Annotated in this window: 11 protein-coding genes; 1 reads left to right on the top strand and 10 read right to left on the bottom strand. The window is 46.1% G+C overall.

The features are described 5' to 3' along the window. A complete protein-coding gene (locus tag H8S80_RS02475; protein WP_117630149.1) occupies window positions 1-435 on the bottom strand; it encodes a hypothetical protein in 435 nt (144 codons plus the stop codon). Between the two features lie 269 nt (window positions 436-704). Here H8S80_RS02475 and H8S80_RS02470 point away from each other — a divergent pair, with 269 nt between their 5' ends. Beyond that, on the top strand, window positions 705-983 hold the full coding sequence (locus H8S80_RS02470; RefSeq protein WP_055655634.1) for a helix-turn-helix domain-containing protein: 279 nt from the start codon (window positions 705-707) through the stop codon (window positions 981-983). A 72-nt stretch (window positions 984-1,055) separates the two neighbouring features. On the opposite strand, the gene H8S80_RS02465 is transcribed toward H8S80_RS02470, so the two are convergent. The 9 genes from H8S80_RS02465 to H8S80_RS02425 all read right to left on the bottom strand — a co-directional run bounded on the left by H8S80_RS02465 (window position 1,056) and on the right by H8S80_RS02425 (window position 13,865). Beyond that, window positions 1,056-2,456 carry a sulfatase family protein gene (locus H8S80_RS02465; protein WP_117630148.1) on the bottom strand — a complete coding sequence of 467 codons (1,401 nt, stop codon included), beginning with the start codon at window positions 2,454-2,456 and terminating at the stop codon, window positions 1,056-1,058. A 19-nt stretch (window positions 2,457-2,475) separates the two neighbouring features. Beyond that, complete coding sequence (locus tag H8S80_RS02460) at window positions 2,476-4,407, bottom strand: hypothetical protein (protein WP_117630147.1); 1,932 nt, start codon at window positions 4,405-4,407, stop codon at window positions 2,476-2,478. A 13-nt stretch (window positions 4,408-4,420) separates the two neighbouring features. Beyond that, window positions 4,421-5,254: a carbohydrate ABC transporter permease gene (locus tag H8S80_RS02455; RefSeq protein WP_117630146.1), complete on the bottom strand. Its 834-nt coding sequence runs from the start codon at window positions 5,252-5,254 to the stop codon at window positions 4,421-4,423. 14 nt (window positions 5,255-5,268) lie between these two features. Continuing rightward, window positions 5,269-6,159, bottom strand: coding sequence for a carbohydrate ABC transporter permease (locus tag H8S80_RS02450; protein ID WP_117630145.1), 891 nt, complete (start codon window positions 6,157-6,159; stop codon window positions 5,269-5,271). Between the two features lie 29 nt (window positions 6,160-6,188). Beyond that, entirely contained in the window at window positions 6,189-7,595 is a 1,407-nt protein-coding gene (locus H8S80_RS02445) for an extracellular solute-binding protein (RefSeq protein WP_055655644.1), read from the bottom strand. Between the two features lie 90 nt (window positions 7,596-7,685). Continuing rightward, window positions 7,686-9,506 (bottom strand): cache domain-containing sensor histidine kinase, encoded by a 1,821-nt coding sequence (locus H8S80_RS02440; protein WP_117630144.1) that lies wholly within the window; start codon window positions 9,504-9,506, stop codon window positions 7,686-7,688. Then, window positions 9,499-11,088, bottom strand: a complete 1,590-nt coding sequence (locus H8S80_RS02435) for a response regulator transcription factor (RefSeq protein ID WP_117630143.1) — start codon at window positions 11,086-11,088, stop codon at window positions 9,499-9,501. Before H8S80_RS02435 ends, H8S80_RS02440 begins: the two co-directional genes overlap by 8 nt. A 194-nt stretch (window positions 11,089-11,282) precedes the next feature. Further along, on the bottom strand, window positions 11,283-12,695 hold the full coding sequence (locus H8S80_RS02430) for an oxaloacetate decarboxylase subunit alpha (RefSeq protein WP_002600473.1): 1,413 nt from the start codon (window positions 12,693-12,695) through the stop codon (window positions 11,283-11,285). A 24-nt stretch (window positions 12,696-12,719) separates the two neighbouring features. Then, window positions 12,720-13,865 (bottom strand): sodium ion-translocating decarboxylase subunit beta, encoded by a 1,146-nt coding sequence (locus H8S80_RS02425; protein ID WP_002600474.1) that lies wholly within the window; start codon window positions 13,863-13,865, stop codon window positions 12,720-12,722. Between the last annotated feature and the right edge of the window lie 31 nt (window positions 13,866-13,896).

The following is a 13,896-nucleotide window of genomic DNA, read 5'->3' as shown; positions in this document are numbered from 1 at the left end:
TTAATCTCCCATCGCGTTGTCCATCAGCTTCAGCAGTTCCAGCACGCTTCGGAAATTCACTTTCTTTTTTTCCTCTTCCCACATCACCTGTCCCTGCCAGCTGGCATTCCGGCGATAGCATACATAGACCGCAAAGGTCGCTTTCATGCCTTTTCGCACAATGGGACGCTTCATAACCGGAACATCCGGTCTTTCCTCATTTACCCTCTGAGATTCTGTCTCCGAATGGAAATATCTCTCTTCCATTGCACGTTTTGGAGATTGTATCCTGTCAAATAACCGTTCCAGAGTCTTCACCATATCCAATACACTGTGAAATTTCTCACACTCATCTGCGTAAAGATGATACAGCCTTCCGCTCATCTCATCATTTTCATAGTGATCCACGCTGATGATCACTCCTCCGGGTATCATACCGTCATAGCTGATTTCCATGCCATCACCTGACTTCCTCTTGTACTCCTGACCGCCTATTTCTTTTTACGGAAATGCGCCTTTTTTTACAAAAGTATATTTTACTTTTATATAAGTATTTTTTAGTTTATACAAGAATATCTTTTCCACGATTTGTAAACAACTAATCTATGGTCTATATATCGACTTTTATGTACATTTTTCTTCCGTTACAAAGTCCATTATAGCAATACTTTAGTATTTTGTAAACATTCTTTTTTCAGGATAAACTTATGGGGAAGGAGAATCATATGTTTGGTGAAATGCTTAAAATGATGAGAAAATCAAGAAATTTGAATCAGGTACAACTGGCTGCTCAACTGAATGTGACCAAACAAACGATATCGAACTGGGAAAATAATAATATACTTCCCTCTATTGATATGCTGGTAAAGATCTCCCATTATTTTTCCGTCAGCACCGACTATCTTCTGGAGCTGGATAACCGCTTCTATCTGGAAGTCTCAGGCTTGACCGTGGAACAAATTGCACATATCCAGCAAATTATTAACGATATCCGACGCCATTGATCCGATTCTGTTTACACAGTTATCTGCAGCAGAAAAAGGGGCCGCCGCACGTTTTCGTGCGGCAGCCCCTTTTTACTCTAATTTAATAAAATCTCCCGTCTCCTCCAGATGCTTGATCAGCCGTCTGTGCATCTGTGCCATCAAAGTGTGCTCCCAGGGAGAATGAGATATCAACGGATTTATTTCATATGGATCTGCCTTCCTGTTAAACAATAAATATCTTGGTATATACTCCGGCAAATACCCTTTCTCAATCACATATTTGTATTCTGGTGTTCTGATACAGCGCCAACCGCTTCTTTTAGGATCCAGCCCTTTCTCCCTGTAAGCTTCTAAAAAAATGTCACGGCTGATATAGGCGGAGGAATATACCGCTTCATTCTCCGGTCTTTTACCACATATAAGCCAGTCTGCCAGACAACGCCCCTCCACAGAAGGAGGTATTGCAATATCCATAAGCCCTAACAGCGTAGGAAATATATCCACGGTCTCTATCGAGATATCATTGCGGCCTACCGGTATTTTTTCCGGGTATCTCAGCAGAAAGGGAACATTGATGGATTCCTCATACCAGGTGTGTTTTCCCACATAACCATGAGCCCCCAAATGTTCGCCATGGTCAGCAGTTAATAAAACGATAGTCTGGTCGTAAAGCTTCTTCTCCTTCAGCCAGGTAATAATTCGGCCAAATTGTTCATCCAGTCCCGTAACCGCCGCATAGTAGCAACGGATCGCCTCGTCCAGTTCTTCGCGGCTCTTGAACCCTGGTTCTCCCGTCTGATTGTCAAAACGGTCCCCTTCGACATTAGGCGAATAATCCGGTTCTAAATCACGGTAAAGGTCATAATACTTTTCCGGTATCTTTTCAAAAGGAGGATGGGGCGGATTCCAGGAGAGGAACAGTGCAAAAGGCTCCTTCTTCCTGCTCTCCATGAACTCCAGTGCTTTATCCGTCTCATGAACCGGCGACCAGAGGTCCGTGAAGATTTTTTCGCAGCTCTCTTCCCAATAATGCATATGCAGGTGATCGTTCCATGCATTATACGCATGCCAGTACTCAAAAGCATGCCGTTTTTTTCCCGGTGGCGTATAAGCATCCCAGCCCTCCGCTCCTGATAATGGCTGACTGCCTGAGTTTAGCTCAGGACTGTCCAAGTGCCACTTTCCTATATAGCCGGTCCGATATCCAGACTCCTTAAGCACCTGGCTGATGCATAATTCATCCGGAGAAAGGCACATATCATATCCTGTCATGCAGTTTCCAATGACTCCTGTATGAACGGCACGGCGTCCAGTAAGCAGTTCACTTCGATAGGGTGAACATAACGGACAGCCACTCACTGCCTGATCGGTGCTAAACGCCTCCTCCGCAAACCGGTCCATATTAGGTGTTGCAATCTGAGGATTGTGGAGACCTCTTGCTGTATTTCTCCATTGATCTGCAAACACGACAAGCAGATTAGGCTTTTTCATGATTCACTCTCCCTTTCATTTATTTTATGCACGTTCTGAGCATGCGCAGTTCCAATGGCTCCAGTCTGTATACTTCCTCCATATCGTCTTCACATATACACAGCTTTGGACCGCAGCGAAGGCAGACCCTCTGTTTATCCAGTCCCGTGTTTACAAGGGCCAAAAGACCTTCTCCTGTCTTTCTGTCCAGATAATAAAGCGGCGCAATATTGGGACTGTCTTCCACAAGAACAGGAAACTCCCCCTTTGACAGCCAATCCACAATACGCATCATCTGCCAGCTCCTGCTGCGATAAGCAAACTGCCATGTTCCTATATATCCGGGAATCACGCAGACTCTTCCCCCCAGTCTGTTTTCGTACAATGTGATTCCATTTCCCAATACATTCTTGTCTTTGTCAACAAATTTAGTCAGAACTCTGCAGGCAGAATCATATTGAAGCAGAGGAATTCTGATTTTTTTATATTCCAGCCGCAGCCAGTCAGTTGGAAGCAGATTCCCGGCAAATGTTCCATGGAATTCTTCCCCACATAAAAGCTCTGCCGATGGCGAATTTAACTCGTCCCCCACATCATCACAGCCGATATAACTTCCCAGCCCACGCCTGCATACATATCTGGCCGCGTCCCCATCCAGAATCAAACCCTTTTTCAGCAGCCTTATGAGTTCCTCACGGCTGCAGCAGAGCGCATTGACTCCAGACAGCAGGTTCACCTCCCGCTCCTGGAAACATACAGGAATACCAATCAGCGGAAAGAGTGTATCGAACTCCCTCTTTATAATCAGCTCTTCCAGCCTTCCTCCTGGTGTCTCCAGCAGATTTTCCTGCCCCGGATACCATAAGAGCCCCAGCCCATCCTGCGCTTTTCCCCTGCGAAGCTCTGCCGCCTTATCAAGTTCCTGTTTCCTGTCCCTGATCAATTCAACCATGGGCTTTTCCTGTATATAAGGTGTTGCCATAAAATCAAAAACATTCAGAGAAATCTTATCCGCCCCCGCCAGTGTATGCAGCTCCATCTGCAGTCCTGTCATGTTCAGGCTCTTCGTAAATCTCGTATGAGGCCAGTTTTCTACTTCACTGATAATTTCCACTTCCGGAGAAAGCTGGGCCATACTAAGTGCCATTCCCTGATGGACCGCGACCAGATCCTGATGAAGACAGTCGTAGTACGCTCCTCCAAGAGGCCTTGACAGGGGCCTGTTCGCTCCTGCAAACGTGCGCAGGAGCGTTTCCATGTCCCTCCCCTGCAGTGCATGAGCCGCCTCCCCGCTGTTCATCAATCCAATTCTTATAGCAGGATCGACGCGGTGCACCGCCTGTTCTATTCCTGCTGCCGCCTTCTTCTGGCCCTCAAAATTGACTTCCAGCCACGCTCTTCTCACCGATCTCCCTTCTTCCGAATTGCGTGTAACCGCAGCCAGAAGTTGGCCGCTATCCAATTCTCTCCCCAGTTTTTCAGACACAGCCTTCGCATGGATCGGACAGAAGCAGCCAAATGCAGCCGAATGATTCAGGCTTCGAAAGTCATCGTCCACCATCAGAACAGCGGGGTGAGTAGATGCATAGACAGCACATACACTTGCAATGTAATTCTGCCATCCCTCATCCAGAATACAGTATACAGAATCTGCCGGCTGTAGACTCTCCCCTGTAAACTTTCCATATGGGAGGAGATCTTTATCCTTTAGCCTGCAGTCCACATGTCCTACGCTGGTAGCAAGATTAATACTGTATGTAATTCTCTCTTCTCTTAGCCGCTCCGCCATTTTCCCATATATCTCTGCCATCCTGCGGTGCTTTTCCATAGGAAATGGGGACATTAGTATCTGATGACACTGTTCCTTTAAATAAACCTCTTCAATCCCTGCTTCATGACACACCCAGACGATATCATCCAGCTGCCGCTCCCATTGATCCTCATGAATCACTGCGCGCAATATATAGTTCATTTCAGGCCTCCTGCTAATTTTTCATTCCACTGGTCGCGATTCCTTCAATAAAGTATCTCTGAGAGAACAGAAACATCACAATAATCGGAATCAGAACCATCGTAGCCGCAGCCATCTGAAGCCCATAGTCCACAGAATTATTCACCTGGAACATCTTAATTCCGACAGACAGCATCTGTTTGGCTGGCGTAGTGATGAATATATAGGGTCCCATATAATCGTTCCATGCCCAGATAAAAGTAAACAGGATCATGGTAATGACTGCCGGCTTAGCCAGAGGGAGAACAATCTGAGAGTAAATCTTAAAGTGACCGCAGCCGTCGATAATAGCTGCCTCACTCAGCGTCTCCGGTATTCCCAGGAAGAACTGGCGCACCATAAAAACAAAGAATACATCAAAAATTGATGGAAGAACGATACTCCACATGGAGTCTGTGATCCCAAATGCTTTAAAAATCACGTATTTCGGTATAATAACCGCATCCGGCGGGATCATCATGGAGGACAGCAATACGACAAAAAGTATATCCCTTCCCTTAAAACGCAGTCTGGCAAACGCATATGCTGTCAGAGTCACAATTCCAACCTTCAGCACAAGTATCGTTCCCACCATAACGAACGTATTAAAATACCATCGTACAAAACTGTACTGCGCGGAAAAAACTTCTTTATAATTGCTGGTGATAAAATGTTCCGGTATCAGCTTCACCGGATAGACAAATATTTCGTTTAATGGTTTGAAAGAAGCGGACAGCATAAAGATAAATGGAAAAATATTTGCTGCTCCCAAAATCAGAAGCACTGCTGTCATCACATTCTTTCCAACCTTTTTCTTATTTTGTTTCATACCGATGCCCTCTCCTAATAAATTTCGCTGCGGTTTTTGCCAACCCACTGAACAATAGTAACTCCCATAACCAGAATAAACATGACCATGGCCTGGGCACTGGCATATCCCATCCGCGCGGACGCAAAAGCCGTATCAACAATGTTGAGAGGCAGCACCGTAGTAGAATTTCCCGGTCCCCCGGCTGTGAGCACCTGAATGATCGTAAAATTCTTCAGTGAAGTAATAATAGAAGTAATCATCAGCAAAAATGTGGTATTTCTTATGAGCGGCAATGTTACATAGATGAACTGCTGGAATCGGCCAGCTCCATCAATCTGGGCTGCCTCCTTCAGCTCCGTCGGAACTTCCTGCAGTGCCGCCAGATACGTAACGAACTGCAGCCCCACCTCTCTCCAGACAGCGATCATTACCACCGAATAAAGAGCCGTCTTCGATCCCATAAGCCACATTGGCGCATTGGTGAACCCCAAGGCGCGCAATGTCTGATTCACAATTCCATCTACCGGATCTAAAAGAATAGACCATACAATGGCAATTGCTACCATATTGGAGACGTAAGGCATAAAAATCATCGCCCGTATCCCATTGCGAAAATGAATCTTCTGATTTACCAGGACTGCCAGCAAAAGGCCGGCAGCCATGACGAATGGTACAAAGCATACGGAATAAACGATGCTGTTGCGAAATGCATTCCAGAATTCCGGATCGCGGCTCATCTCAATATAGTTCCCCAGTCCAATTAAATGAGTCTTATCAATCATGCTGATATATCTCATATCAGTAAGGCTGAGTACTGCGGACAGCAGAACAGGCAGAAAATGAAACAGTGTAAATCCAATCAAGTATGGCGTGATAAACAGCCATGCGGTGAGTGCCTCTTTTTTACGCAAAGAAGAAGTCACGTATTATCATCCCTTTCCACTCTATTCTGTTATTTCTCAGCAGTTTCAATAGCCGCGTCCGCCTTTGTCTTGATATGCGCCACTGTATCATCGAGTGACTGTTCACCGATTCCATAAAGACCGCATTCATCGACAATAATATTTTTAATCTCTGTGCTCGCTGTTCCAACCGGTTTCTCATCGAATATATTTACATCCGGATCAAACCACATTGCCTGGATATCTTCTACCGTAATTCCGTCCGGTTCTAATGCCGGCAGTATCTGATCTCTGATGTAATCCTGGATTTCAGCGTCAGTCAAATCAATTCTTGCCGGAATACGTCCATATCCCAAAGTATACTGTTTTTCCGCAAACAGCTTCACTACTTCAAATGCTCTTTCTTTATTTTTCGAAGTTGTTGGAACCCATACGTTACTGACTACAACGCTGACAGACGGATCTTCTCCCTCCGGATGCGGCATGGGCAGTACTCCCGCCTTCCAGTCTCTTGGATACTTATCATGATCAATAATCCAGTTTGTTGTCCATCCGCCGCAGACACTCATTCCTACCTTACCAGTGGTAAAGTAATCCACCGGCATCTGCTTACTCTTCTGTACCAGGTAGGAAGGCTGAATCTTCTCAGTATTTCCCAGATCGTAATACCATTTCACACTCTCCTTAAACAGCGGATCGTCATAATTGGAGGTACCATCCTCTTTATAGTGGCTGAATCCCTTCTGCATGGCATACATATAATTGTAATGAACCCAGTCCGGATTGTACGCACCATAGATACCTGCCTTTTCATCTGTCAGCTTCTTTCCAATCTCGATAAACTTCTCCCATGTCCAGTCCTTTGCCTCCGGATAAGAGACACCAGCCTGGTCAAACACCTCCTTATTATAGATCGTGATCGCCTTATCTACATAGGCAGGAAGGCCATAGACTTTTCCGTCAAAAGACGCCGGATAATCACCAAAGATCTTTTCGATATCGTAACCTGCTGCTTCCGCCAATGGTTCCAGGTCCTCGATCACCCCGGCTTCATAAAATTGCTTCATATTGGAATAGGCATCCTCTACAATATCAAACTCATCTCCAGCCATCAGACTGATCAAAAGCTTATTGGCCTCTCCCGCTCCCGGATCAGGGAGTGCAATTATCTCTATATCTACATTGCAGGCTTCTTCCGCCATAGCCGCCATCTCTTCAAATTCTGCCCGTCCGGCCTCACTGGCCTTCACCGCCCATTTTAAGTGAACCTTTTCCCCCGACTGCTCACTCGCTGGCTGTTCATTTTTTGACTCCTCGTTTTCAGAGGATTCCTTTCCCTCTTCCTTTGCTGCTAATGACGGATCCGATGCACTCTGCGCCGTATCTGCCCCCTTGCAGCCGCCCATCACAGAAGCAGCCATAGCAAGCGCCAATACAAAACTCAATTTTTTCTTCATGGTAGTTACCCCTCTCTTTCTTTATGGCTCAAGTATAGCATTGGGTCCGTACCGCAGCCATAAAAAAGAACTACGATTTCCGGTACATTTTTACGATTCGTCTGTCGGTATCCGGATAATCACTTCCGTCCCTTCACCTTCCTCGCTGTATATCTCCAGGCCATACTGATTTCCATAATAGAGGCCAATTCTCTGATGGACGTTTTGCAGTCCGATTCCCCTTCCGCTGTTCCTTCTGAGTTTTGCATTCTGTTCATCATATTCCATCACATTCTGTTCCTTCAATCCCGCCCTGATGCTTTCCAGTTCAGCCTTTGGAATACCGATTCCATTGTCCTCCACATCGTAGACCAGCATACCGCGGTTTAAATAGACTCCGATATGAATCGTACAGTCCTCCTGCTCTTTTGTAAAACCATGGAGGATAATATTCTCAACGATCGGCTGAAGAATCAGCTTCAAGGTACGATACTGTAACAGTTCCTCATCATCTAAGTCAATCCTTAGATCAAACCTGTCATTGTAACGGTTATTCTGCAGGTGCACATAGAGCTTTACATGCTCCAGCTCCTTTTCCACAGCCAGCATACTATGTCCCTTATTTACCATAATATTAAACATTTTTCCCAGAGAATAAGCCATGTCGCTGATCTTATATGCGCCAGCCGCTCTTGCCTGCCACACAATGGATTCCAGTGTATTATAGAGAAAATGCGGATTAATCTGCGCCACAAGAGCATCCAGTTCAGCTGCTTTTTTCATCCGTTTTATCTGATACTCTTCTCTGATATAACGTTCCGTATTTTCCAGCATATTGTTGTAATGATGAATTAACCGTGCAATATCAGAAGGCCCCTTTTCATCCACCCGAACAGAAAAGTCGCCGTTTTCCACTCTTTCCATAGAGGCAATCATGGTTTCCAAAGGCTTTATGGCCTCTCTTGACAGCAGGACAGATACGGATACAGATATAATCAGAATCACTGCAATTACGAAGATAAACCGTTTATAGATTCCCACAACCTCACCAATCATATTGTCCAAAGGAATTACTGCCACTGCGATCCAATTACCATCATTAAGACGCTGTGACATCACGACTTCCCGGTTTTCAATAAAATAGTTTCCGGTGCCTTCCATCACCCGCTGCGTATATATCTGGTTCTCCACTTCCTCTGGACAAAGAAGCATTGCCTCATTACTGTGAGAAATTAATTTGCCATTCCCATTGATAATATACAGATAACCTTCTTCCAAAAGCTTTGACTTCTTGTATTGTTCATATATCTGTTCCTCGCTGAGGCTGTAAATCAGTGTTCCCTGATAACCGCCGCCATCCAGCAAAAGATTCTTAAACACAGGAATCATTCTGTCATAACGGATATTTCCTGTTTCAGGAGCGAAGCAGTTTATCTGAAGCGGATACCAGTCATAACCGTATTCCAGGCGCTTTTTTTTATTCATCAGCGTCTCTGCAAATGCTTCTGCCTCATCCCCCATATCCATAGGATACTGGAGATTATAAACAACTCCATTCTTATTGATAATTCCCGCCAGAGCCCCACTCACTCTGGAATACGAATTTCTGCGGGTCAGATAGCGGTTCATGAGATAAATATCAACCAGTTTATCATGCGGGTTCTCATAATCCTCTGGTCTTCGTTCCAGGTGCTCTTTTAGATCCGAATCACTCTGCATGATCTCCGTGCTGATCTTTACCTCAGTCGTGATAAAATCGTCCACACTTCTGCATACATAGGTCAGCATATCATACGAACTGTTAATCAGATTCTTCAAGGATACCTCTCCGCTGTAACGAATCAGCATGATCGAACTGTACAGCAGAGCGGCAGTCAGCAGAATAACATTCACCACTACAAGATTGCGCTTCAGGGTCCATTTCCTAATCATAGAGTTTCTCCTCTTTCTGCCTGGCAACGGTCTCCCGATAGCTTGCCGGACTGAGTCCTGTATAGCGTTTAAATAGCTTTGCAAAATAGGAACTATCCGTATAGCCTATGGATTCTGCGATCCGGTACATTTTCATCTGTCCATCTCCCACCAGGCGTTTTGCCTTTTCCATACGGTACCGCACAATCTCATCATTAATGTTTTTACCGGTTTCATTTTTATAAACAGCAGAAAGATAATTCACCGTCCGCCCAGTCTTATCTGCAATATAGTTTAAAGACATATTGGCACTGGAATAATCCTCTTTGATAATATGTTCAATATCCCGTACCAGCCTTGATTTCACCTCAGTTCCCATAGCAGAATGGGCCATCTGGCTTATTTTTGCAGTCAAGAACGCCTGTTTCCCGCTCAGAGAATAAATGTTTGCCAGTTCTTCTGCGAATTCTGCTCTGGAACACGTCTCCAATACAACAATTTCCCGCTTATCTGCATAACGGAGAAGTTCCAGATACATCTGTATACACAAGAAATCCAAATGGTTGTAGTCGTAGATGTATTTCCCTTTAAAATGGCTGAAAAAGCGTTCCAGCTCCCGCTCCCAGTCGGCTTCACCATTTAAAAAAACACCGTTAACAACCGGCTCCACCGGTAACTGAACCACTACACAGTCTTCGTCGAAAATCAGATCCTGATAGCTGAATATCTGTTCCGTTTCCATAAATATCATCTGATGGAGTGCAATATCCGCCTCTTTCAGTCCTTCCGCCATCTCTTTCATACCGACTAAGGAACTGATTCCAAAACAGAGCCCGATTCCCCATTCAGCCCACGCTTCCCTCAGCATTTCCCGAATCTTTCTCTCCAGCTGTGCCTCGCCCACAACCTCCGGAGAAATCACTGTCACCAACTGTTTTTTATTCACAAATACAAAGCCGTCATTTCCCCGGAAATACTTCTGCGCACATCTTCTTATCTCTGTTCTGCCCGCATCGTCCTCTTCTCCGTCTTCTACGCGCAAGCCAATTTCCACCACATAACCTTTGAGCGGCAGTAAGATACCGAATTCCGACGCCTTCTCGCTAATTTCTCCGATCTCCCGGTAAATTCCCTCTGACAGATCACAGAAAAAACTTTCCAGCAGGGCCTCCCTGCTCTTGTTCCAATGTTCCTTAAAATAATGGTATCGCTCTTCCTTGCTCCGTTCCTGATCCAGAGTCGTCCGAAGATTACCAAAAATCTTCGAAAAGTCTTCCTCTCGTGACGGTTTCAATATGTAATCAAAGACTTTGTACTCCAATGCCTTTCGGTAATATTCAATATCGCTGTATCCACTTATAATCACGGACCGTATCTCCGGATATTTCTGATGAACACGATCAATCAGCTGAATCCCACTCATCTCGTCCATCCGGATATCCGTCAGCAGCACATCCGGGATGATTGTTTCAACGAGTGACCAGGCCTCTTCTCCGCTGGATGCCGCGCCTGCCACTTCAAATCCCCATTGTTCCCATGGAAGAGTATCCCTCATCCCCTTAAGGGCCTCCCATTCATCGTCTACAATAATCAGTCTGTACATGTTTCATTCCTTCTCCATATTATAGAAAAGGCGGGTCTACGCGCCCGCCTTCTGATTGTTACGGTAACTCGTACAAAAAGCATACGGTGATCGTTTCCTGTCAGTTGTTCTGTCCGGTTTTTGAACCGGGAATGTTTAAAAGGATTGTGTTCTTAATCAGAACGATTAAAAACACAATCCTTTTCTATTTTACTTTATACCGGATAAGCCTTGCTCCCCTTATCCGCCACAGCAGAATCCACACCGGTCTGCTGAGCCGCTCTGTACTCGAAGAATTCCTTCGCTACAGCCGGGAACAGCGCATAGGACAGTACATCCTCATCCTGCTGCTTCCACTGCGCGCAATCTTTCTCGAACTGAGGAAGCTGCGGAGCGATCAAGTCTGCCGGACGGCAGGTGATCGGTGTCTCGTCGCCGATGATCTTCTTCTGAACTTCCGCATTGAACGGTTTTACCGTCTGGCCGAACTCGCCCATAAGGATCTTCTTGGACTCTTTTGTTACCATCTTGTAGCGCTCGCCGCTGATCACGTTTAATACGGCCTGCGTACCCACGATCTGAGAAGACGGGGTAACTAACGGCGGCTCGCCGAAGTCTTTTCTTACTCTCGGAACTTCTTCCAGAACCTGTCTGTACTTGTCTTCCTGGCCTGCTTCCTTCAGCTGGCTTACCAGGTTGGAAAGCATACCGCCAGGTACCTGGTACTGTAAGGTCTTGATATTGACACCAAGAACCTTCGGATTTAAGCGGCCGCTCTTAAGAGCCTCCTCACGGATCGGCTGGAAGTGGTCAGCGATCTCAGCCAGCAGGTTCTGATCAAAGCCTGTGTCATACGGTGTTCCGCGGAAGGTCTCAACCATAACCTCGGTAGCCGGCTGGCTGGTTCCCAGTGCCAGAGGTGACATTGCGGTATCGATGATATCGCAGCCTGCTTCTACTGCCTTTAAGTAGGTCATGGAAGCAACACCTGAGGTGTAGTGGGTATGAAGATCGATCGGAAGCGCGGTGGATTCCTTTAACGCGCGTACCAGCTCGTCTGCCTTATAAGGTGTCAGAAGGCCTGCCATATCCTTGATACAGATGGAATCGGCGCCCATGTCCTCGATTCTCTTGGCAATATCTTTCCAGTAATCCAGTGTATAAGCATCGCCCAGAGTGTAGCAAAGTGCAACCTGTGCGTGGCCCTTTTCTTTGTTGCAGGCTTTTACAGCTGTCTGTAAGTTACGGATATCATTCAGACAGTCGAAAATACGGATAATATCAATACCGTTTGATAAAGACTTCTGAACGAAGTACTCTACCACGTCGTCAGCGTAATGATTGTAGCCTAAAATGTTCTGTCCACGGAACAGCATCTGCAGCTTTGTGTTCTTAAAGCCGTCTCTCAGCTTGCGAAGTCTGATCCACGGATCTTCCTTTAAGAAACGAAGGCATGAGTCAAATGTGGCGCCGCCCCAGCACTCCACAGCGTAATAGCCGACCTGGTCCATCTTATCGACAATCGGAAGCATCTGCTCGGTTGTCATTCTCGTAGCAAGCAAAGACTGGTGAGCGTCACGAAGGACAGTCTCTACAATCTTAACTGGCTTTTTCTCTATTTCTGCCATTATTTTACCTCCTAATAATCTTTATTATTTCACTCCGAAGATAGCCATGAAGGTACCGGCCGCAACTGCGGTACCGATAACGCCTGCCACGTTCGGGCCCATCGCATGCATCAGCAGGAAGTTGGTAGGATCTGCCTCGGCACCGACCTTCTGGGATACACGTGCCGCCATTGGAACTGCGGATACACCGGCAGAACCGATCAGCGGATTTACTTTTCCGTGAGTCAGCGCGCACATCAGCTTTCCGAACAGCACTCCGGCTGCCGTACCAACGATAAATGCTACCAGACCAAGGAATACGATCTTTAATGTGTTCCAGTTCAAGAATGCTTCTGCACTCGTGGTTGCGCCTACGGAAGTTCCCAGCAGGATAACTACGATGTACATCAACGCGTTGCTTGCTGTCTCTGCCAGCTGCTTCACAACGCCGCTCTCTCTGAATAAGTTACCTAACATCAGCATACCAACGAGTGGCGCTGTGGTCGGGAGGATCATACAAACGACAACGGTTACGATGATCGGGAATAAGATTCTCTCAAGCTTGGATACAGGACGTAACTGCTCCATCTTGATCTTACGTTCCTTCTCGGTAGTAAGCAGTTTCATAACCGGTGGCTGGATGATCGGAACGAGGGCCATGTAGGAGTAAGCCGCCACGGCGATCGGTCCCATTAAAGCCGTCTGTCCCAGCTTGCTCGCAAGGAAGATGGAAGTAGGGCCGTCAGCACCACCAATAATGGAGATAGCAGCTGCCGCTTTTCCGTTGAATCCTAAGAGGATCGCCAGGAAATAGGCGCTGTAGATACCAAACTGTGCAGCCGCACCGAGTAAGAAGCTCTTCGGATTGGCAATTAACGGAGCGAAATCCGTCATCGCGCCGACGCCCATGAAGATAAGCGGAGGCAGGATGCTCCATTCGTCCAGTTTAAAGAAGTACTGCAGAAGTCCGCCGCCGGAACCATCTGCACCAATTTCCTTCATAATATCCGGATAGATATTAACAAGCAGCATACCGAATGAAATAGGAATCAACAGTAACGGTTCAAATCCATGTCTGATCGCAAGATATAAGAATACGAACGCAACCAGAATCATGAGCAGATTGCCGCCTGTCAGATTAAAGAATGCTGTTTGATGAAGAAGATTGTTCAATGTGCTAAATATATCCATGTTAATCCCTCCATATGGAATCCGCCTCTAT

The sequence above is a fragment of the Hungatella sp. L36 genome (assembly GCF_014288035.1).
This window is presented reverse-complemented; position numbering and strand designations above follow the sequence as displayed.

Bases quoted from the DNA above. Each gene is read 5' to 3' on its own strand.
- H8S80_RS02475 (WP_117630149.1), bottom strand. From the start codon at position 435: ATGGAAATCAGCTATGACGGTATGATACCCGGAGGAGTGATCATCAGC.
- H8S80_RS02470 (WP_055655634.1), top strand. From the start codon at position 705: ATGTTTGGTGAAATGCTTAAAATGATGAGAAAATCAAGAAATTTGAAT.
- H8S80_RS02465 (WP_117630148.1), bottom strand. From the start codon at position 2,456: ATGAAAAAGCCTAATCTGCTTGTCGTGTTTGCAGATCAATGGAGAAAT.
- H8S80_RS02460 (WP_117630147.1), bottom strand. From the start codon at position 4,407: ATGAACTATATATTGCGCGCAGTGATTCATGAGGATCAATGGGAGCGG.
- H8S80_RS02455 (WP_117630146.1), bottom strand. From the start codon at position 5,254: ATGAAACAAAATAAGAAAAAGGTTGGAAAGAATGTGATGACAGCAGTG.
- H8S80_RS02445 (WP_055655644.1), bottom strand. From the start codon at position 7,595: ATGAAGAAAAAATTGAGTTTTGTATTGGCGCTTGCTATGGCTGCTTCT.
- H8S80_RS02440 (WP_117630144.1), bottom strand. From the start codon at position 9,506: ATGATTAGGAAATGGACCCTGAAGCGCAATCTTGTAGTGGTGAATGTT.
- H8S80_RS02435 (WP_117630143.1), bottom strand. From the start codon at position 11,088: ATGTACAGACTGATTATTGTAGACGATGAATGGGAGGCCCTTAAGGGG.
- H8S80_RS02430 (WP_002600473.1), bottom strand. From the start codon at position 12,695: ATGGCAGAAATAGAGAAAAAGCCAGTTAAGATTGTAGAGACTGTCCTT.
- H8S80_RS02425 (WP_002600474.1), bottom strand. From the start codon at position 13,865: ATGGATATATTTAGCACATTGAACAATCTTCTTCATCAAACAGCATTC.